24 protein-coding genes are annotated in these 20734 nt (G+C 26.9%); 12 read left to right on the top strand and 12 right to left on the bottom strand.

Going from position 1 to position 20734, the window contains the following annotated elements; translation table 11 throughout:
- Positions 1-114: 114 nt before the first annotated feature.
- Complete coding sequence (locus ACTTBM_RS03635; protein ID WP_440634759.1) at positions 115-564, top strand: hypothetical protein; 450 nt, start codon at positions 115-117, stop codon at positions 562-564.
- 16 nt (positions 565-580) lie between these two features.
- Here ACTTBM_RS03635 and ACTTBM_RS03630 read toward each other — a convergent pair whose 3' ends face one another.
- From ACTTBM_RS03630 to ACTTBM_RS03605, 6 genes are all read right to left on the bottom strand, one after another.
- Positions 581-1003, bottom strand: a complete 423-nt coding sequence (locus tag ACTTBM_RS03630; protein WP_440634758.1) for a hypothetical protein — start codon at positions 1001-1003, stop codon at positions 581-583.
- A 7-nt stretch (positions 1004-1010) separates the two neighbouring features.
- Positions 1011-2060, bottom strand: a complete 1050-nt coding sequence (locus ACTTBM_RS03625; RefSeq protein WP_440634757.1) for a hypothetical protein — start codon at positions 2058-2060, stop codon at positions 1011-1013.
- A gap of 110 nt (positions 2061-2170) precedes the next feature.
- Entirely contained in the window at positions 2171-3160 is a 990-nt protein-coding gene (locus ACTTBM_RS03620) for an HIT domain-containing protein (RefSeq protein WP_440634756.1), read from the bottom strand.
- A 29-nt stretch (positions 3161-3189) separates the two neighbouring features.
- Positions 3190-4398 (bottom strand): phage integrase SAM-like domain-containing protein, encoded by a 1209-nt coding sequence (locus ACTTBM_RS03615; protein WP_440634755.1) that lies wholly within the window; start codon positions 4396-4398, stop codon positions 3190-3192.
- A gap of 58 nt (positions 4399-4456) precedes the next feature.
- A complete protein-coding gene (locus ACTTBM_RS03610) occupies positions 4457-4705 on the bottom strand; it encodes a hypothetical protein (protein ID WP_440634754.1) in 249 nt (82 codons plus the stop codon).
- Positions 4706-4814: 109 nt separating this feature from the next.
- On the bottom strand, positions 4815-5492 hold the full coding sequence (locus tag ACTTBM_RS03605; protein ID WP_440634753.1) for a hypothetical protein: 678 nt from the start codon (positions 5490-5492) through the stop codon (positions 4815-4817).
- Between the two features lie 103 nt (positions 5493-5595).
- Between ACTTBM_RS03605 and ACTTBM_RS03600 the strand changes: the two genes are divergently transcribed.
- From ACTTBM_RS03600 to ACTTBM_RS03575, 6 genes are all read left to right on the top strand, one after another.
- The gene (locus ACTTBM_RS03600) at positions 5596-6279 is read left to right on the top strand and encodes a recombinase family protein (RefSeq protein WP_440634752.1); all 684 of its coding nucleotides are present in this window, start codon (positions 5596-5598) and stop codon (positions 6277-6279) included.
- On the top strand, positions 6279-6461 hold the full coding sequence (locus tag ACTTBM_RS03595; protein ID WP_440634751.1) for a hypothetical protein: 183 nt from the start codon (positions 6279-6281) through the stop codon (positions 6459-6461). Before ACTTBM_RS03600 ends, ACTTBM_RS03595 begins: the two co-directional genes overlap by 1 nt.
- Before the next feature lie 95 nt (positions 6462-6556).
- Positions 6557-6790, top strand: a complete 234-nt coding sequence (locus tag ACTTBM_RS03590) for a hypothetical protein (protein ID WP_440634750.1) — start codon at positions 6557-6559, stop codon at positions 6788-6790.
- Entirely contained in the window at positions 6777-6959 is a 183-nt protein-coding gene (locus tag ACTTBM_RS03585; protein ID WP_440634749.1) for a hypothetical protein, read from the top strand. Before ACTTBM_RS03590 ends, ACTTBM_RS03585 begins: the two co-directional genes overlap by 14 nt.
- A complete protein-coding gene (locus ACTTBM_RS03580) occupies positions 6946-7107 on the top strand; it encodes a hypothetical protein (protein ID WP_440634748.1) in 162 nt (53 codons plus the stop codon). The genes ACTTBM_RS03585 and ACTTBM_RS03580 overlap by 14 nt, the downstream gene beginning before the upstream one ends.
- A gap of 1 nt (position 7108) precedes the next feature.
- Positions 7109-7267, top strand: a complete 159-nt coding sequence (locus tag ACTTBM_RS03575) for a hypothetical protein (RefSeq protein ID WP_440634747.1) — start codon at positions 7109-7111, stop codon at positions 7265-7267.
- 224 nt (positions 7268-7491) lie between these two features.
- Here ACTTBM_RS03575 and ACTTBM_RS03570 read toward each other — a convergent pair whose 3' ends face one another.
- Both ACTTBM_RS03570 and ACTTBM_RS03565 read right to left on the bottom strand, forming a co-directional pair.
- Entirely contained in the window at positions 7492-7746 is a 255-nt protein-coding gene (locus ACTTBM_RS03570) for a hypothetical protein (protein ID WP_440634746.1), read from the bottom strand.
- Positions 7743-7889, bottom strand: coding sequence for a hypothetical protein (locus ACTTBM_RS03565; RefSeq protein WP_440634745.1), 147 nt, complete (start codon positions 7887-7889; stop codon positions 7743-7745). The genes ACTTBM_RS03570 and ACTTBM_RS03565 overlap by 4 nt, the downstream gene beginning before the upstream one ends.
- 731 nt (positions 7890-8620) lie before the next feature.
- Here ACTTBM_RS03565 and ACTTBM_RS03560 point away from each other — a divergent pair.
- From ACTTBM_RS03560 to ACTTBM_RS03550, 3 genes are read left to right on the top strand one after another with little or no spacing between them, the layout of a single operon-like run.
- A complete protein-coding gene (locus ACTTBM_RS03560) occupies positions 8621-11416 on the top strand; it encodes a M16 family metallopeptidase (RefSeq protein WP_440634744.1) in 2796 nt (931 codons plus the stop codon).
- Positions 11417-11454: 38 nt separating this feature from the next.
- Complete coding sequence (locus tag ACTTBM_RS03555; RefSeq protein ID WP_440634743.1) at positions 11455-14817, top strand: TM0106 family RecB-like putative nuclease; 3363 nt, start codon at positions 11455-11457, stop codon at positions 14815-14817.
- 38 nt (positions 14818-14855) lie between these two features.
- Positions 14856-15653: a hypothetical protein gene (locus tag ACTTBM_RS03550; RefSeq protein ID WP_440634742.1), complete on the top strand. Its 798-nt coding sequence runs from the start codon at positions 14856-14858 to the stop codon at positions 15651-15653.
- On the opposite strand, the gene ACTTBM_RS03545 is transcribed toward ACTTBM_RS03550, so the two are convergent.
- Both ACTTBM_RS03545 and ACTTBM_RS03540 read right to left on the bottom strand, forming a co-directional pair.
- On the bottom strand, positions 15646-16527 hold the full coding sequence (locus ACTTBM_RS03545; protein WP_440634741.1) for a DNA adenine methylase: 882 nt from the start codon (positions 16525-16527) through the stop codon (positions 15646-15648). The genes ACTTBM_RS03550 and ACTTBM_RS03545 overlap by 8 nt on opposite strands.
- A 49-nt stretch (positions 16528-16576) precedes the next feature.
- Positions 16577-16954, bottom strand: a complete 378-nt coding sequence (locus tag ACTTBM_RS03540; RefSeq protein WP_440634740.1) for a hypothetical protein — start codon at positions 16952-16954, stop codon at positions 16577-16579.
- A 73-nt stretch (positions 16955-17027) separates the two neighbouring features.
- Here ACTTBM_RS03540 and ACTTBM_RS03535 point away from each other — a divergent pair, with 73 nt between their 5' ends.
- The gene (locus tag ACTTBM_RS03535; protein ID WP_440634739.1) at positions 17028-17210 is read left to right on the top strand and encodes a hypothetical protein; all 183 of its coding nucleotides are present in this window, start codon (positions 17028-17030) and stop codon (positions 17208-17210) included.
- Positions 17211-17319: 109 nt separating this feature from the next.
- Positions 17320-17886: an endonuclease VII domain-containing protein gene (locus ACTTBM_RS03530; protein ID WP_440634738.1), complete on the top strand. Its 567-nt coding sequence runs from the start codon at positions 17320-17322 to the stop codon at positions 17884-17886.
- On the opposite strand, the gene ACTTBM_RS03525 is transcribed toward ACTTBM_RS03530, so the two are convergent.
- Together ACTTBM_RS03525 and groL are read right to left on the bottom strand one after the other, a co-directional pair.
- Entirely contained in the window at positions 17883-18890 is a 1008-nt protein-coding gene (locus ACTTBM_RS03525; RefSeq protein WP_440634737.1) for a DNA cytosine methyltransferase, read from the bottom strand. The two genes, ACTTBM_RS03530 and ACTTBM_RS03525, sit on opposite strands and share 4 nt — an antisense overlap.
- A gap of 179 nt (positions 18891-19069) precedes the next feature.
- Positions 19070-20734: a chaperonin GroEL gene (groL, locus tag ACTTBM_RS03520; protein WP_075506444.1), complete on the bottom strand. Its 1665-nt coding sequence runs from the start codon at positions 20732-20734 to the stop codon at positions 19070-19072.

Here is a 20734-nt window from a genome sequence, read left to right as displayed (position 1 = left end):
TACCTTCGTTGAAAACTTCGTTGAGAAATGTGTATAAATTGGAAATACCTTGGAAGTTGTTCTTAAAAATTTTAAAATCTGTACTAAAATTTAAACTTAAAATTTCCTTTATTAATGAAAAATTTAGACAAAAAATTAAAAAATTTAGAAGATGAAATAGTAGAAAATCGACTTCAAAAGAAACAAAGAAGAGAGAGAATTGATAAAAGAGATTCTTCAATTCATCAAAAATTTATCAAAATTTGGAATGATAAGATAGCAAAGAACAAAGAGTTTAAAACTGATTTAGATAAAATAATCTCACGATTTAAAAAAATTAATCCGAAAAATAATCGATATTATTGGATGTTACAGGAAGATATATCCATGAAAGAACGAGTTAAAAGTATAGTTCTTGTTTATATCAATAATGTTAGATTAACTATGGAACTGCGTTTATATGGAAGATCAACAGAAATAGTTTGTACTACAGAGACAGAAATTTATTCAATCAAAAATATTGAAAAAGCTAAAAATGATTTCATAAACATTGTTTTAGATACATTTAAAGAAGAGAATGAGTAATCTTTATTACTTTTAGTTATGGATTATTTGCTAAATTAATAAATTGACTAAATGGTGTTCCTACAGAATAATATTTAAGTTTTTCAAAATTTTCTTTTCCAGACATTTTTATTTGATCAATTATTATTTCGTATGGCCCTTCAGATACTGAAAAGTGTCTTTTCAAAGCTGTTTTATTTAAATTAGTTAATTCATTAATAATAATTTCTACAATTTTTTGTAATTCATCTTTTTTTAGATGATGGAAAGCAGGTGCTATATATTCTTTATCTTCAAAATCTATTTTAGTTTTCTCTTTAAAATTCAAGTCAGTTTTTTTGGATGAAGCTATAACTAAATTTGCTTTAAATTTACTTGCGCCACATGTCGTACAATCAGGCATAATACACCATTTATTAATTATCGCTTTGTCTATTATTTCTTCAATAAAATTTGCCATAAGAAAATTATTTCCTAATTTTACCTAATCTTAAAACATCTTTTGTCTTTATATTCTCAACTTCTATCAAATCATTTGTTTCTTTAATCAATTTTAATCCCAAAGCATTATGAATCACTTTTTTATTTTGATTAAAGTTTTCCAAGTAAAATAAATAAATATTTATAGTAATTTCTTTTAGAGTTGTGAGGTTATTGAGTGGACCCATGCTTGATGCTATCGCATCTATCTTTTCTGCTAAGTCACCGTCAAAATGAAATTTATTTAACTCAGTAAATTTAGGATTATCATTAATTGAAAGATCAAAACTAGAAAGTTTATCAATTAAAAAAAATGCTGTTGGATGAACAATCTCACTAATAGATCCATAATGTTTGATTGAGTCTTTCCAATCAATATCCTCGAGAACATGCCCTTTATTCATAACTTTAGATTTATGTTTTGACATGATTTCGTCTTGCTGAAAAATTAAAGATCCCTCTTGTAAAATCTTTAAAACTTTTTCTTTAAACTTGTTTGGTTCTTTACTTTCTAAATATTTTAGAACATCGTTTACATGAATTTTTTTATCTATATTTTCAAATTCCTCAGGATAGGTTGTTTTAAGCATATCAATTAGACTATTATCTAAACTAGAATTTTTAATCTTACCCATATCTAATCTGAAAAGTAATTTGATAAAATCTTTCCAATTTTTTTTTTCAAGATAATCTAATGATTTAGATACTAGATAAAAATAGAAGTAAGTTAACTCCAGATCAGATCTAATTAAAATAGCTGATGTAATAAAATCATTTTTTTCTAAGGCTTCAAGATAATTAGATTTTAATACTTTACTTTTTGCCTCAATATTTTCAGCAACATCAACCAACATATCTAGAGGAAAAAAAAAACGAAATATTTTTCTTTTTTCTAAATCTTTGTATTCTTCTTCGTATAAGTTGTTAACTATATCTAAAGTATCTAAACTTATTTCAATAGATTGTTTTGTTACCGCAAATCTTTTTTTTAAAGCATTTTGATATTTGTTGAGTGTTCTTAGTGATTTAGCATCCATTAAATAATTTTTTTTAAAATCCAAAAAATAGTTTTGCTATATAAAACAATCCAAAACATAGTATTACAAACAAGATTGCTCCAGAAAGAAACTGCCAAATAAAAAACATACTAATAACTTTGTTTACCTTTTATCACACCTCTTACTCCACCTCTAGGGTTGTCTGTATCATTTTTTCTTCTTGGAATTAGGTGAATATGGCAATGAAAGATAGTTTGTCCCGCAACTGCTCCAGAATTATTACCAATATTGAAACCTTCAATTGATTTATCTTTTTTTATTAGATCGTCTTTTATTTGATGAATAAGTTGTGAGATCGCATTAATTTCTGGCTGATAAAGATCAAAATAATTTGAACAATGTCTTTTGGGAATTATTAAACAATGGTGTTTAGTAACTGGAAAATTATCTTTAATTGCTACTGCTAATTCATTTGATTTTATTATTTTTCGTTTTGTTATGTCACAAAATATACAATCCTTTTTTCTATAATTGTAACTTTCTTGAATTTTTCTAAAATCTGTATCATCTTTATTACTTTTTTGGGCATTACAGGTGTAACAAAGTGCTTGAAAATTACTTAACACATCTTTTCCACCTTTGCTTCTTGGAATGATGTGGTCAACTTCGAGAGCTTTTTCTTTATTAGAAATTCCACAACTTTCACATTTACTCTTTGCTCTTAATAATACCTTGTATCTAATACTTCCTGAAATTACTCCACTTGCTAGTTTTCGATGTTTAAATATTTTTTCTATACCTCTTTTTTCAATGTATTTTTTTAACTTTGAGAAGCAAAGTTTAATTAGGTCTTTAGTTTGATCTTCATCTAAATCAAAATCTTCGAAATAATAATTTTGTTTATCTCTTTTGATTTCATTTAAATGTTTAGACAAATACTTAAATGGCATTTGGGTAGTAATTTTTTTATAATAATCAATTTGAGGTTCATCATAACTTAGAAATGATTTTGCTATATCTCTACCATTGGCTTTTCCATTACCCTTCAAAATCTCGATTAACATAATAGGTTGATAGATATGAGACATGCTCATTTTTTTAGAAATATAATTTTTTAATTTTAGGTATTTCTTGGACATAAAGATTATAAATTTAACTTTTAATTTAATTATTTAAAACTATTTTTTGAATACATTTTTTGATACTCTTCAATCATCATTACATCATCTTCATCTAAGTAATTTCTATGTATCATCTTAGTTGAAGTATTAGATTGTCTTGCGATCACTTCTAAAGATTGAGGATTTTCTGCGTATCTATTTTTAATAAAAGTGTGTCTAATACTATAGATGGGTCTTGATGAGCCATTTCTGTAATAAAGACCTAGTTCTTTAGATATTCTTGTAAATGTCTTTGCGATCTTATTATAAAGTTTTTCTCTATTCTTTTGAAAAGGGAATAACAAGTAATCTTCTGAACTTAAATTAGGATGTCTATTTTCAATTTCAGGAAAGATATTTTTAGTAAAATAAGGATGACACGCTAACTGGTGTTTTGGTTTAGTTTTTGTATTAAAAATTGAAAATACTAATATCTTTTCTTTAGAAAGTTTCTTGTCACTTATAAATCGATATTGAAATCTCTTTATTCTTAAAGGTTCAATTCCCGGTCTAAAACCAGCGCTTCTAATTAAGTTGATATAATCTTTAGTCTCTAGATAGAATTGATCTTCGGTTCTTTTGTATTCATCATAAAGTTTCTTAGAGATTTGATTGAGTTCATTATTAAAATAAGAAGGTCTTAATTGATTAACTATTCTTAATCTTGGAAAATCTGGTTTTGATTTAACAACATTGTTCTTGATCGCATAATTAAACATATTTGAGACTACATTTAAGTATTTCGATATTGTATTTTCTGTCTTTTGATCTTGTCTTAGATTTTCAACTAAATCTTCAACCGCAGTTGTCATTAAATCATTATTTCGATAATCGAGATGATCAAAGAACTTGATCATATAATTATAGTATTTTTGTTTATCTCTTTCGCCTTGATTTTCTTTTTTATTAGGATCTGCGTATCGTCTTATTCTATATTTGAAATAAGGTTCTGCGATCTTTGAAGTGAATGTTTCAAACTTATCTCTTTTAGTTTCTGTTTGATGATTGATGAACCAATCATTAAAAATTTCTTTCGCTTTTTTCATAGCGATTTTAACATTTGAAGTTCTTAGACTTCCTTCTTTATTTCCACTTTTAGTGATGTGTGTTCCCACATAGAAAGAGTAGTAATAGTATTTACTTGTCTCAAATTTAAATATTTTGAGAGAACTACTATGTGGGAACTTCTTAACTGATTGTTTAACTATTTTGGCCATTAATATACTTTCATCATTTCATATTATTTAGATAATCTTAAATGGACTTTTGAGTTAATCAAATGGATACCTCTTTCTTTAATAACAAATAAAATTTGTCTTTTAATTTTGAATTCATGTTTTCTAAAAGGTTTTGCGTATTCCTAATATTATTCAACATTTTTTCTGCCTGTTTGTAGTCAACTACCCATTCTACATCTTCCTTAAATTGATAATCCCTAAAATCAAAAATATTAATGTTTTTCGCCAGAAGAATATCTTTCATATTGTATTCAAGTATTTCTATTAGTGATTTTCTTTTATTCATTTTGTGTTTCATAGTTTTTTACCTTTCTTTGTTAAGTTTAACTATGAATACATAATATCATAATAGAAGTTTACTTCATTTACCCCTGATTGTGACTTATCAAAGGTAATTAATTATCAGAATATTCGCCTGGAAATTTTCCCTTACAAACATTTAACAAAATTTTTGATGCTTTATTAATGTTACGAGAAATAATAATAGACTTATTGTTTATTGTAGTTGTTGATTTAGTATTTAATTTAGAGTTACTTTTACCCCAACCAACACCTTGTAGTTTTCTTTTTCTTAATTTTCCTTCTTTTACTAATTTAGAAACTTTTTGTTGTCTTTTTTCAATTTCTTCATCAGTCAGATCCCATATTTCTTCATTAGAATACATTTTAAATTTTTGTTTTATCTTCCAAGTGATTAAAAAACTGTCTAATGCTGGTGTTTTAATGTGTTTTCGTTCATGAGTTAGTATGAATCTTGAAGTTGGTTTGTTAACTTTTCCTTTAAGAACTTTTGGTATTTCTTTTTGAATTTCTTTGATTTTAAAGTTTAATGGAATTTCAAGAGTTATAGATTGAGAATTAGATATTTTATTAATTACTTTAATATTACCTTTAGACTCAAATAGATGCGAATGTGTTTTAAACCAATTATTAAAAGTTAGATTTTTTATTTGTTTGAGATCCCAAGATTTATATAAATTTTTATCTATCTTTTGATTTAAATTTTTATCTAAAAGGCATGTCTTAAGATAATCAAACCATACTCTATAAGGTTGAACTTCTCCTTGTTTCATTAAAGAATATTAACATTTGTAATACTTTGTTCAAATGTTAATGGAAAATATTGAGGTATTTCCACTTCCTGTTAGCGTTAATTAACAACGAATAGGAGGAAATATGACAACATATTTTTATGGAAGAAATAGTGATGTTGAGAGTTATGAAAAAGGAAGTTCAATAGACACTCAATTATCTAAAGTTAAATCTTATTGTAATATCAAAAATCTTAAAGTTGATATTGAGATCACAGAACAAATATCAGGAACAGTTCCTTTTAAAAGAAGACCACAAGGTTATGAATTATGGAAATCTTTAAAGAATAATGATCAAATCATTTGTTCTCACTTAGATCGTTTTAGTCGAAATACTTTAGATTTATTAACTTTAGTTGAAGAGTTTAAACGAAAGAAAATTAAATTACATTTTGTAGATGTAGGAGGAGAGGTTACAGGATCTGACTCTATCTCTTCTGTTTTTATTAAAATGTTATCTGTATTTGCGGAGTTTTATTCAAAACAACAAAGTGAAAAATCTAAAGCGACTAAACAAAGAATGATCAAAGAAAACAAGTACACTGGAGGTTTTAGACCTAAGTTTGGTTATGATGTTGATGATAATGGCTATCTAATTCCTTGTGAAAAAGAACAATCAATTATTCGATTGATGAAGTTATTAAGAAAAAAAGGAAAATCATATAAACAAATTTCTGAGATAGTTACAAAATCAACTAGAAAAAAGTTTGTTCAATCATGGGTGTTTAATATTCTTAAAAGAGAAACAATCGAACAAAGAGTTGCGTAATGAAATATCTTTGTTCAAAATGTTCTAATCAATTAACTAAATTTGAGATTGAGTTAAATGAATTATATCCTGTTGGAAAGCTTTACTGTGAAATTTGTCAAAAAAAACATGAAAGAAAACTAATAGAAAAGTTAAAAAAATCTTTTGAAAATGATTTAGATATTTACAATTTTAAACATTGAAATAAAAATACATTTATATTAATATAGACTTGTCCGTGATTTAGAAAATTACTCTACTTGCTTCGGACATTAAACATTAACGCTAAAGGAGATACATGAAATATAAAATCGTTAAATCAAACAAAGATAGTTCAATTTACAAAGAAGGGTTTACCATTAGTCCTGTTAAAGACTATCTTAAATCTAAAGAAGAAAAGAGGTTAAAACCTATCTTTTTCGAAAAGATTGGAGATAAAACCTCTTCAAGAAATCAACTACTTCAAAATCTCATTAAAGCTTTGAAAAAAAATGGTTGGAAAATCAAAGGAGGTTCTAATGGCAACAGTTAGAGAAGTTTACGAGCTACTTAAAAAGAAAAAAGCAGCTGGTGAAAATATTGGAATGTTTGGAGAATCTTTAATTGAATTTTTTGAAAAAGAGGAAGAGCCATCAACAACAAAAGAAATTCATGTTTCTTTTATCAAAAATAAGAAAGGAGAAACTAATGACAACACTTAAAGAAATGGAAGAAATGATGGCAATTGTAAAAGAACAATATGATCAAATCAAAGCTGATGAAAAGAAAGGTAAAAAATTAAATCGTTTTGATCTGGCTATCATTGAAGAGATTGAAGGAAAAAAAGAAAATAAAACAGAAGGAGAGTAAGATGGGAAAAATAATAAAAACAATACTCGCTACTGAAGATAATGATCCAATGGGTCTTTTAGGAACCTATGATTTTTTTTCTCCTAAAAAATATACAAAAAAAAATGAAAATAAGAGGATTGATAAAAAAAAATTAATCCTAAAAAAAAATAAAAAGTAACTACTTTACCCCCTAATTGATTATTTAATTGGGGAGGGGGTAATAATTCATCTCCCATCTACAAATCGTCTAATCGCATTTTCAATAAACACTGACATTATCAATCCATTCTTTTGACATAAGAGTTTAAATCGATCTCGATATTCTTTTGAGATTAGAAAATTGACACGTTCTTTTTTAGTTTTTTGTTTTAATATTTTCTCTGATTGAGCTGTCCACATTGATTACTCCTTAATGTCGTATTTGATTTTAATTTTGTTAAATAGATTAGATAATAATTTACCCATTTTTCTTACTTTATAACTATCATTGTTATCGCCAGTGATGTCTTTGATCAAATCTAGAACTAATTGTACTTCACTATAGAGCCGATTAGATTGTAACATATCAAATAATTCATCTTCCGCTCTTGTGACATCATAATAATTTTTAAGACTTTCTTTATGTATTTGTTTGACACTTTGTTGAACTAGATTCATTTCTTTTCTCTTTGATACCTCTTAATGAGCTCATCTTTGTATTTTGTAACTAGATCATCAAATTCTTTAATTAACGCTATTTTACTAAAAGTATCTCTAGTAGTTTTTATCTTGTTCCAGAGACTTGTTATTTTGTTTTCCATACTAGTATTTATTCATGTTGTTCTTTAAGTAGTTGACTTCGTCAACCAAGACTTCGTCTTGATCTCATTTGTAACCATATCCTTGAGGTAACGTTCATTTAGACAAAACTTTGCCATCAACTAATACTTAAAAAATATTAGAAGTTGGAAAAGTCTTGTCCTTGAGTACAACGCCCAAATAGACACCTACCTTGGAGTATTGAAAATCGGCATTCACAGACAAACGGTCGGCGCTTCAATCTGCTGGTAAAACCAGATACTTACCACTTTGTAGTCTTCAAACTACCAACGCTAGACTTAATATCTTGGTAAGTTCAATATTAAGTTCTATGGGATTTGACAGTCAGCGTCTCACCCTCGTTTTTCCGTAATCATGAGTTTACGGCCTCGTGTATTGTAATAAGAATAAATTCCGATTAAATTCTTAAGACGATTTTTATTAAATCGATATATTGAAGCGTTTAATCACTTCGCTTTACGATATAAATGATCATTTAAATGATCGTACTTATCGTTAATTATTTATACTTAGAGATTGTTTGATTTTAAAAATTTTTGATAATTTCTCATCAAAGGTAATATTTGATCTTAGATCTAGAGAATTCTAATTGATAATCGAACGCTTATAGTACTTATTTTTACTTATTCTGAAATTTAAGGGGTTTGTTAATAATTCAAAGAAAATCACTTTAGCGTCATAATATTTTGATATGACTTAATAATCAAAACTTATGAAAAGTTGGTCAAAAATTTCAATAAAATCCTTAGTTTTTTTAATTTTACTTTTTAAATCACAAATAACATTATCCAATGAACTTCCTGTAGATCCTAGTATTCAAAAAGGAACATTTGAAAATGGTCTTACTTATTACATTAAAGAAAATACAAAACCTGAAAACAAAGCTGAACTAAGATTGGTAATTAAAGCAGGATCAATGATGGAAGAAGAACATCAAAAGGGTTTGGCACATTTACTAGAACATGTAGCTTTTAATGGATCTAAAAACTTTCCTAAAAATTCAATTGATGAATATTTTAATAGTATTGGATTAAATTTAGGTTCTCACTTCAATGCGTTTACAGGTTTTGATACAACATCGTATAATATTGAAATACCTACCGACATAGATGGAGCTTTAGATAAAGGTCTACTATTTTTATCAGACATAATTAGAAATTTAGATTTAACAGATGAGTCTTTTGAAAAAGAAAGAAAAATTGTTGAAGAAGAAATATTATCTGACTTAACATCAGGTATAAAATATAGAGATTTATTTTTAACAAGACTTTTAGATGGTTCAAGATATCCAAAACGTTTTCCTAGAGGAGATTTGGAGGTAATTAGAAACTTTGAGTATGATGATGTTAAAGACTTTTATAATGATTGGTATCAACCTGAGAACGCTGGTTTATTTATTGTTGGAGATTTTGATAAAAAAAAAGTATTTCAAATTATAGAAAAATATTTTTCTAATATTCAAAATAAAACAATTACAAAACAAATTGATTTTACAGTTCCAGATTACACAGAAGAAAAATTTTTAAGATATCAAGATGAAAAAGAAGATAGAATTGAACTTTCAATTTTAAAAAGAAAAGATTTTTTAAAAATAAACACTAAAGAAAATTATCGTTCTAATATTGTAAAGAGTTTAACATATGATATTTTTCAAAAAAGACTTGATGAAGTTTCATATTCAAATGACCCAGAGTTTATCAAAAGTGTAATTAGTGACTTTGATTTTGGACAAAGTAACAATTTTGAATATTTTTTAGTTCGTCTCACAAAAGAAAATATTGAGAGGGGTATTAAGAGATTTTATACAGAAATAGAACGAGCAATTAAATTTGGATTTAATTTAACAGAATTAGATGAAGCAAAAAATCGTTTTCTAATAAGTGCTGAAGATAATTTGTTAGAGTCTAAGTCTAGAACTTCAGTTAGTTATGTAGATGAATTTGAAAGAAATTTTAATTATGATGAAATGATTTCTGGAATAGAATATGAATTAAAACTAAATAGAGAGTTCTTACCCACAATCAGTTTAAGTGAAATAAATCAATATTTTTCAAGTATCATTAATGAGGGATATAAATTTATTGAAATTAAATCACCACCCAATGTAGAAAATTTACCAAATCTTGATCAAATTAAGATCATACAAAACTCCGCTAAAAATGCTGATATTAAGCCATATGAAAGTGTTAAATTAAATAAACTACAAATTAATGAAGATCTAAAAGGATCAAAAATTATTAAGAAAAGTAGAGTTCCATATACTGGAGTTCAAAAATTCGTATTAGAAAATGGAGTAACGGTCTATTTAAAACCAACAGACTTTGAAGAAAATGTAATATATTTTCAATCAAGAAGTAACGGTGGTTATTCAATAGCAGACAATGATACTTTTCCAACAGCGAAGTATTTAAGTAATATTCTTAGTTTAGCAGACATTGGTAGTTTAAAAAAACTAGATTTAAGAAAACAATATCCAAGAAAATCTCTAAATGTTTATCCAATCATAACCCAACTTCAAGATGGAGTTGATGGTTATAGTACTAGTCAATTTTTAGAAGAAATGTTTATATTAATTTATCAAAATTTTTATAATCTTAATTTTGATAAAGAAGTTGTTGAACAATTCAAAGATCGACAAATTGATCAATATATTAATTCTTCTCAAGATCCACAATTTGAGTTTAATAAGAATTTCTATGAAGAGTATTATAATAAACATCCAAGATCATTATATCCTGACAAAGAATTTTTTGAAAAAATTACACATGAGAAAGCAGTTTCTTTTTACAAAGATAGATTTGAAGATGCTAAGGATTTTATTTTTGTATTTGTAGGAGATTTCGAAGTTGACAAAATAGAGCCGTTGATCGAAAAATATATTGGAAGTTTAAAGATTACTAATCGTGAAGAAAGTTTTGTAGATCATAAAATAAGATTTCAAGAAAATTATAAACTTTTTCTATATGAAGAAGAAAATCCTTTAAATTTAAATCATATTCGATTTTATAATGGTTATTTTAAAAACACTTTAAAAAATAGATTTAAACTTTATTACATAGAAGATATCTTAGACTCGATGTTAATGGATCAAGTGAGAGAAGAAAAAAACTTAGTTTATTCAATTTCAGCTTCATCTTATGACACTACAAAATATCCAGTTGAGACATATAGTTTTATCGTTAGTTATGCGTCCAGTATTAAAAATGAAGAAAAAGTAAATGAAGAAATCAAACAAGTTATCAATAAATTTATTAATAATGATTATGAAAATAACAAATTTGAAAATGCTAAAAAAACTTTATTAAGTGAACATCTTGTAAATTTAAAAGATAATATATTTTGGATGGATTTAATTTCTCAATATCATTCATATGGTGAGCCTATCACAAGAATAAATTATATTGATGAAATTATAAATTCTATATCTAGAAAAGAGTTATCGACATTCGCAGAAAAAGTTTTTAATGAAGATTATTTAAATATTGTTGAAAAATTAAAAGAAAAATAAACTTGTTAATTAATAATTAAACAAGTTAAATTATATTAATGAAAAACCTCTACTCTCCATCGATGCTTAAGAGTTATTTAAGCTGTAAATACACTATTTTTAATGAAGTAAATGAAAAGAAGTTAAATCTAAAGAAAATAGAATTATCTAAGAATGATCAATTAAGATTAGAAAAAGGAAATATACACGAGAAAAACTATCTTAAAGAACTTAGGAAAAAATATAAAAAAGTAATAGATTTAAAAAATACTAAACTCTCAAAAGAGGAAAAAGTTCCCAAAACAATACAGGCTATGAAAGAGGGTTGGGAAGTCATTCATGGCGGTTATTTACAAAGAAATAAGTGGCGTGGAGAATTTGATTTTTTGATTATTAATAAAGATCTTAAATCAAAGTTTGGTGATTACAGTTATGAAGTAATAGATACAAAGAACTCTAATAAACCTAAACCTGATCATATTATTCAATTAGGTATGTACACATACATGTTGGAGCAAACTCAAGGTGTATTACCTAAAAGATTTACAATTGTACTAAAAGATATGATCGAGGAAAATGTACAAGTAAATCAAGTAAATGAATTTTTTAAAACTCATAGAGAAAATTATGAGAAATTTGTATCTAACGGAATTGACAAAACTAAACCAGAAAAATGTGGTTTCTGTCAAATTTGTTCATGGAAGGAAGAGTGTGAAAAAATTTGGGTTAAAGAAGATAATTTAAATCAAGTTGGTGGTTTAACAAAAGTTCATTTAAAAAAATTATTACAATTAAAAATCGATACTACTACTAAATTATCAAAACAAGATTCAAAAAAGAATCTCAAGGGTTTTAGAGAAGAAATTTCATATAAATTAATTACTCAAGCTAAACTTCAAAAAGAATATGAAAAAACTAATGTTCCAATTCATCAACCAAATCCAAGAAATTTAGATGGTATAAAAGGCTTTAACTCATTACCAGAACCATCAGCATGTGACTTATACTTTGATATAGAGAGTGTTGAAGACCACATTTATCCAGGCGGATTAGAGTATCTATTAGGTATTTACTATATAGAAGATGATAAAGAAAAATTCAAAGCACTTTGGTCTCACAATAAAGAAGAAGAAAAACAAAATGTAATTAATTTTTTTGAGTTTACAAAATCACATTTTGAAAAATACCCATCATCTAAAATTTATCATTATGGATCTTATGAAATAACCGCATTATTAAAATTGACATCATTACACAAAGTAAAAGGTATTGAATACGATCACTATATGAACTTAGATAAGTTTGTAAATTTGCTAAACGTAAATACTCAAGGACTATTTATTTCTGAAAACAGTTATTCATTAAAAAATATAGAAAAATTTTATAATTTTAAAAGAGTGGGCGATGTACAAAAAGGTGATGTTTCTCAAGAGTATTATAGTGAATGGGTTGAAACGCAGGATCAAAAATATTTAGATGAAATAGAGAGTTATAATAAACAAGATTGTAGATCTACTTATGAACTTCATAAGTGGCTTTTAGATATTAAACCTAAAGAGACTTCTTGGTTTACTTCTCAAAAAAAAGACAATGAAATGGATTTAAGAGATTGGGAAGTGGATATGCTTGCCTATCAAGATAAAGTTGAGAAATCAAAAATTAAAAATCCTCAAATTAAACAATTAATGGCTGATATAATTGGATTTTATAACAGAGAAGACAAACCAGCTTGGCGAGAATTTTTTGAAAGAAGAACGAAATCTGATGAAGAATTAATTGATGATCCTGAATGTATTGGAGATATGAAATTAAATGGAAAACCTACTCCAGAAAAAAGGTCATTGATTTATGCGTATAAATTTGAAGATCAAGATTTTAAACTAAGAAAAAGTAAAAGAGCCATCATCGCAAATAATCAAGATATTGAACAAAAAGATAATGCGGGAACAATAATAGACATTGATTACAAAACAAAAGAAGTTCTTTTAAAAAGAGGAACAGCATCAGGTATGTTGCCTGAAATTCTTTCTATTGGTCCCGATAAACCTCGAGCGAATAATAAATTAATATCTAATACCTATAAATTTATTGATAGTTTGATTAATAAAGAAAATAAGTATAACGCACTAAATAATTTCTTAGAGAAAAAACATCCCAAAATTAAAGGAATAAAAACTGGAGATAAATTAATTTCTTCAGAGCAGTTTGATAAAGAAATACCTAAAATTATCTCTAATTTAGAAAATAGTTATCTTTACATACAAGGGCCTCCTGGAACTGGAAAAACTTATCAAGCGGCAAATGCGATTATTGAATTGTTAAAACAAAATAAAAAAATTGCGATCACTGGACTTTCTCACAAAGTAATTCACAATCTACTTCAAAGAATAGAAGATATGGCAACTGAAAAACAATTTGAGTTTGAAGGATATAAAAGAGGGACGTTAGAGGATGAAGATACAGTATTTAATGGTGAATATATTAAAACCTACGAAAAAGATCCTGTTTTTATGGATGCGTTAAAAGAATTAAATGTAGGACAAATCTATGCTGGAACCAAATATCATTTAGCTAGTACCTTTTATGATGAAAAGATTGATTATCTTTTTATAGATGAGGCGGGACAAGTAAGTTTGGCAGATTTAATAAGTATTGGAAATGTAGCAAAGAATATAATTTTAATTGGTGATCAAAATCAACTTGGTCAACCTATTAGAGGAATTCATCCAAATGAATCTGGTCAATCAATTTTAGATTATTTGTTAGAGGGAAAAGATACTATTCCAGAAGATAGAGGTATCTTTTTAAACAAAACATATAGGCTTAACTCTAAATTAAATAATTTTATTTCATCAAATTTTTATGAGGAGAGACTAATTTGTGATGAAAGAACAGATAAAAGGTTAATTAAATTTAATAAAAAAACAAAAATCCAAGATATTGGAATTCATTATATTGAAATGAGTCATACAAATAATGTTCAAACAAGTATCGAAGAATTTGAAGTTATTAGGGATCTTATGAAAGAAATGATTGGTCTTGAGTTTGATGATCAAGGTAACAAAAGACAATTAACTGTAAATGATTTTTTAATTATCAGTCCATACAACACTCAAGTTAATTTACTTATTTCAAAATTAGAAGAATCTAAAATTGAGAACCCAAGAGTTGGGACTATTGATAAGTTTCAAGGTCAAGAAGCGCCAATTACAATTATTTCAATGACTTCCTCAGATAGTGATTCATTACCTAGAAATAAAGAATTCTTCTTTAGTAGAAATAGATTAAATGTAGCGATTTCCAGAGCTCAAGTTGCTTCAATAATTTTATTTAATCCAAATTTATTAGATAGTTCTCCTAAGAATCTGGATCATATTAAACTAATGAATAATTTTTTTAAGATTCTTAACTTCAAGATTTAATTTCTTTATTCAATTAAAATTTTTAGCTATCATTAAGGATGGATTTAACAAAAAAATCTATTCAAAAAATTATAGATTACTGTGAAGAGCATGGTTTAGACTTCCAATCTTTGCCAGAAATTATTGATGAACCTAAAGTAGCTCCTATGGTAAGGGGAATAGGTTTTGAATATGTAATAAAAAATTATTTAATAAATTTATTAAAAAAAAACGATAATCTTACAGTTAAAAAAGAAATTATTAATTCACAATTAACTGTTAAAGGTGATGATCTACAAATTTATGAAAGAGACACTAAAAAAAGTTTTAGTTTAGAATGTAAATTAGCTAAAAATAATAGTTTTTCTTTAGGAACAAAAAATAAAAAATATTCACACTGCTCTATAAAAGTGATGAGGTCACGTACTTTGGGAGATGAAATAATAAAAAGATTATCCAAGAAAGGTGAAGCAACAATAGAGGAATTAAAATCACATAAAGATAGTTATTTGTATAATCACTTTGATTTAGTTATCACTAATTTGCGAAATGCTTTTTACATTACAAACGAGGACAAAAAATTTATTTTTAGGCCAAATGATGAGGAGTGGTCATTTTTAGAAAACTTCTGTAATACAAAAAATCACTCTAAAATTGATAATGATTTGAAAAATAATCATTATTTTGCCAATAGTTTTGATCTTGCTCCTATTAGCAAGAATAATATTTGTAATAGAAAAAAATGTCCAAATCCTAATGATTGTAAATTTATACCAAATTATCCAGTTTTTAGATTTGATGAGTTAGGCAAAGTTTGGAAAAATCTAAAATATATAGAAAAATTTTTTTCTATATAAGACTTAATTGTTCTAATTTTTTTTGAATAGGATAATTATATATAAAAATTTCCTTCCCTTTACTTCTAGGTTTAAAAAAACCATCTTTTAGTTTTTTCTTTCCTTTTTGATCATCTGTTCTGGCAATAACATAATTCCACTCCTGAGGATCAGAAAATTTAGCCCAACTATATATTTCCTTAATTTCATCACAATTGTCATATGTGAGTAAAAATTTAAATTTACTTGAATTTTTTTTTAAAATTTTACTAAGTCTAATGTGATCATCATGACTAAAAGATTTTGTATAAAATTTATTTTGATCAGCTTTAAAATAAGGTGGATCTAAAAAAACAAAACTATTTTTTTGTTTTATATTATTTAATATCTTTTCAAAATCTAAATTTGTCAGCTTAACATCCTGTAATTTTTTTGAATTTTTTTCTAATTGTCTTGGCCAGTTTTCTGGTCTCATAGAATATTTTTCACCATAACCAAAAAAACAGTTTTCTTTCTTCATAATGCCAGAATATGAAGTTCTATTTAAATAATAATATCTAAATGCCTGCTCTAATTTATTTTTTGGTTTATATTTGTTTTTAAACCAATGGTGTTTTTCTTTGGAGACTTTCTGGTTTTTTAATTTTTTTAATAAGTCTGGAAGTTGGTTCTTAATAACTTCATAACAGTTAATTAAATCTTCCTCATAGTCATTTAACCAACTTTTAACTTTATTTTTATGAAAAAATATTGACCCACCACCAACAAAAGGTTCTACATAATAATCGTGGTCTGGAATATAATTTTCAATAATTTTTCTTGCGTAAAATTTACCACCAGCCCAACGAAAAGGCGAATTTATAGATTTTTGATCATATAACTTATTTGATATCATTTATGGAAATTGAATAAATTTATCATCTTAATTAAGGTAAATCTATTAATTAATAAGTTGATGTATTAATTATACCATCTTTTTCAAACCACTTGTGAAATCTAACACTATCTTTTCGAAGTGAGATCATAAAATTTTTGTAATCAATCGAAAGTCTATCAACTAAGAAATATAGTGCTTTATAAAATACGTAATGTAGGTGAATAATCCTGTCTCTCTGTTGTTTAAAAATCTTTATATTCAATGTTGATTCAACAATTTTATTTCTATAATTTTTTTCGGCATAATAATAAGCCTCATCTGTTTCAATAATCATATTCACAAAATCTTTTTGATGCCTAAGTACCTTTAGATATACACACTCTCTTAAAGCAGATTTAACTGTGTTTAAATCGTGGAGGTCTTTTGAATAATCAATATCTATCAATACATTTTATATAGGGATTAATTTCAACTTATCCAGACATATTCTTACCAAATTAATCTTTCATAATATTACAATGGTAAATGATTTCTTTAATTGGTGTGTTTATGTTCTTGAGGTAATTGGGAATGTTACCGGTATGGGATATGAATTAGCAAATATTGTAATATTTGTGTTCATCCAACCTATATTAATCTTAATATTTTTTATTCTTTGGAGAAGAGAGGTTAAAAAGAATAAGCCATCAAAAACCTTCTAATTGACTTATCAATTAGATTTTATTACGTAAATTTCTTATTTTTTAATATTCTTTAAAATAATGCTTACTAAAATACTTTGATTTTTTTCTAGAAAAGCTAAGTTAACTAATGTTGAAGTTTTATTATATTAATAAAGCGTTTCTATTTAATGACTTAGAAATAAAAGAAAATTCAATTGGTGTTTTAAAAAGTAAAAATACTGATAAAATTAAAATTTATTTCATCAACTATAATATTACATGTGATATTGATGAAAATCTTTTAAATGAAATAATAATAGAAAAAACTGGGGACCAATTTGAACATAAGGTATGTGATAGATGTTTTAGGTTCCTACCTACAAATTTCTTTTCCAATAATAGAATAAAAAAAAATTCTATAACCAAAAGACCTTCCTGTAAGGATTGTAGAAAAATAAAAGATGGTGTGAGTATCTCAAGCTCTGACAGATCTTTGTGGATTTCTAAAAAACCTAAAGATTTTAGTCTTTTTGAATGCCCTATTTGTAAAAAAACAACTATATCTGGAATAAGTAAAATAGTTCTAGATCACAATCATCATAATGGGAAAGTTAGAGGATATTTATGTGAAAGTTGTAATACTGGAATTGGAAGATTTGATGATGACCCTAAAATAGTTCAAAATGCTATTAATTGGCTAAAAGAAAAAAATTAAAATAAATATTTTTTGATTGAGCTAGCAATTCTGTAAGCTAGTTCGGGAGGAACAGCATTGCCAATCATTTTGTATTTAAATTGAATATTATCACTATAAAATTTAAAACTATCAGGAAAACTTTGAAACCTAGCAATTTCTCTGACAGAATATCTTCTATCCTCTAAAGGATGAATAATGCCAGAATTTTCAGGGGAGGATGTTGCTGTAATTGTTCCCATGATTTCATTTCTTGAAAATCTACGATAAAAATTTGGCGATCTATATTTTTTTATATTTTTCCTAATTTTTTTATGAGCCACAGATAAATAATCTGTCGGAATATCTTTCCATGATCCACCTTCTTTTATAAATTTTATAGACTTTAGTGTTGCTTCAGAAAATTCCCAAATTTCTTCTTTTTCATTTTTTGGAAGCGGTTGATTGATAATATCACCTACAGTTTTTTTTGTTACCAGTATATCTGGTTCTGGAAAGTGATAAATTTTTTTAACATCATTTCTAATACAAATTATAAATACTCTGTATCTATTTGAAGGAACTCCAAAATCTGAAGCATTTAGAAGCTGAAATTGTGTTTTATAACCAATATTTTTCATTTCATTTTCAAATCTTTTTGTTAACAGAACCCCATGTTCATCTTTAGAGGACAAAAAACCTCTTACATTTTCAAATAAAATTACCTTTGGTTTTCTTTTTTGATTTTTTATAACCTCTATTACTTCAATGAATAAATTTCCGTCTTTATCTTTAGTAGATTTTCTGTTGCCAGCATTTGAAAATGGCTGGCAAGGTATTCCTGCTATAATAATATCACCTTGAGGTATTTTTTTCTTATCAATATTTCTTATATCTTCGATTACAATTTTATGTTTTAAATTTTTTTCATATGTTTCTTTAAGTTTTTTTTCGTTATCATTGGCAAAACATACTTTAAAACCGGCTTTTTTAAACCCAAGGTCAAAACCTCCACATCCAGTAAACAAACTTATTAATTTTGGCATAGATTTATTTTTAATATTAAAACTAGATTAAAGAAATATAACATAGTTCTAGATTTTAAACTTAGAATAAACCTTCGTTGAAACTTCGTTGAGACCTTCGTTGAACTTTATTACAAAAAAAAACGCCAGAGAGGTTGATTTCTCTGGCGTTTCTAAAACTTTTATTATGAGTTTTGGGATTACATTCCCATTCCACCCATTCCTCCCATGCCGCCCATACCACCAGGCATACCACCAGGCATTCCGCCACCAGCAGCATCTTTTTCCTCAGGTTTGTCAGCAATCATCGCTTCTGTAGTTACTAATAATCCAGATATTGAAGCAGCATCTTGTAGAGCAGTTCTTACAACTTTAACAGGATCTATAATTCCTTTAGCGAACATATCGCAATATTCTTCGCTTTGTGCATCATATCCATGTGTTTTTTTATTTTGCTCTAACAATTTACCAACAACTACTGAACCATCTACACCAGCATTTTTAGTAATTTGTCTGATTGGAGCTTCAAGTGCTTTTCTAACAAGCTCTACCCCAGCTTTTTGATCATCACCTTTTGCTTTAACCTTATTAAGGTCTTGAGCAGCGTAAAGTAATGCACAACCACCACCAGTCACAATACCTTCTTCAACTGCGGCTCTTGTTGCGTTCAAAGCATCTTCAACTCTATCTTTTCTTTCTTTAACTTCAACTTCAGTTGCACCACCAACTTTGATTACAGCAACTCCACCAGCTAGTTTTGCAAGTCTTTCCTGAAGTTTCTCTCTGTCATAGTCAGATGTTGTTTCATCAATTTGTTGTTTAATTGAAGCACATCTTCCTTCGATATCAGATTTTTTACCACTTCCATTAACAATGGTACTGTTATCTTTATCTACTTTAACTTTCTTACATGAACCTAGGTCATCAAGTTTAACATTCTCAAGTTTAATTCCTAAATCTTCAGAAATAACCTGACCTCCAGTTAAGATAGCAATATCTTCAAGCATTGCTTTTCTTCTGTCACCAAAACCAGGTGCTTTTACAGCAACTACTTTTAGACCACCTCTTAACTTGTTTACAACTAAAGTTGCTAAAGCTTCTCCTTCAACATCTTCAGAAATAATCATTAATGGTCTACCTGCTTGAACAACAGCTTCTAATAGAGGAACCATTGGTTGTAGGTTTGTTAATTTTTTTTCATGTAAAAGAATGAAGGGATTATCTAACTCAGTAGTCATTTTATCACTATTAGTAATAAAGTATGGTGATAAATAACCTCTGTCGAATTGCATACCTTCAACTACGTCTAGTTCGGTTTCTATTCCTTTATTTTCTTCAACCGTGATAACACCTTCGTTTCCAACTTTTTGCATTGCTTTTGCAATCATTGTTCCAATTTCTTTATCACCATTTGCAGAAATAGTTCCAACTTGTGCAATTTCATCACTGTCTTTTACTTTTTTAGCTGATGCTACTAAGTTTTCTTTTACAACTTCAACCGCTGCATCAATTCCTCTCTTAACATCCATAGGATTCATGCCAGCAGTTACGTATTTTACACCTTCTCTAACAATTGCTTGTGCAAGAATAGTTGCAGTTGTTGTACCATCACCAGCTTCATCATTTGTTTTGCTAGCAACTTCTTTAACCATCTGCGCGCCCATGTTTTCAAACTTATCTTCAAGATCAATTTCTTTAGCAACAGAAACACCATCTTTAGTAATTCTAGGTGCACCATAAGATTTATCCATTACAACGTTTCTTCCTTTAGGACCCAAAGTTACTTTAACAGTATCAGCTAAGATATTTACTCCTCTAATCATAGCTGCTCTTGCTTCAGCATCAAATTTAACAACTTTTGCCAT

Source organism: Candidatus Pelagibacter sp. HIMB1746 (assembly GCF_052047555.1).
GTDB lineage: Bacteria > Pseudomonadota > Alphaproteobacteria > Pelagibacterales > Pelagibacteraceae > Pelagibacter.
This window is presented reverse-complemented; position numbering and strand designations above follow the sequence as displayed.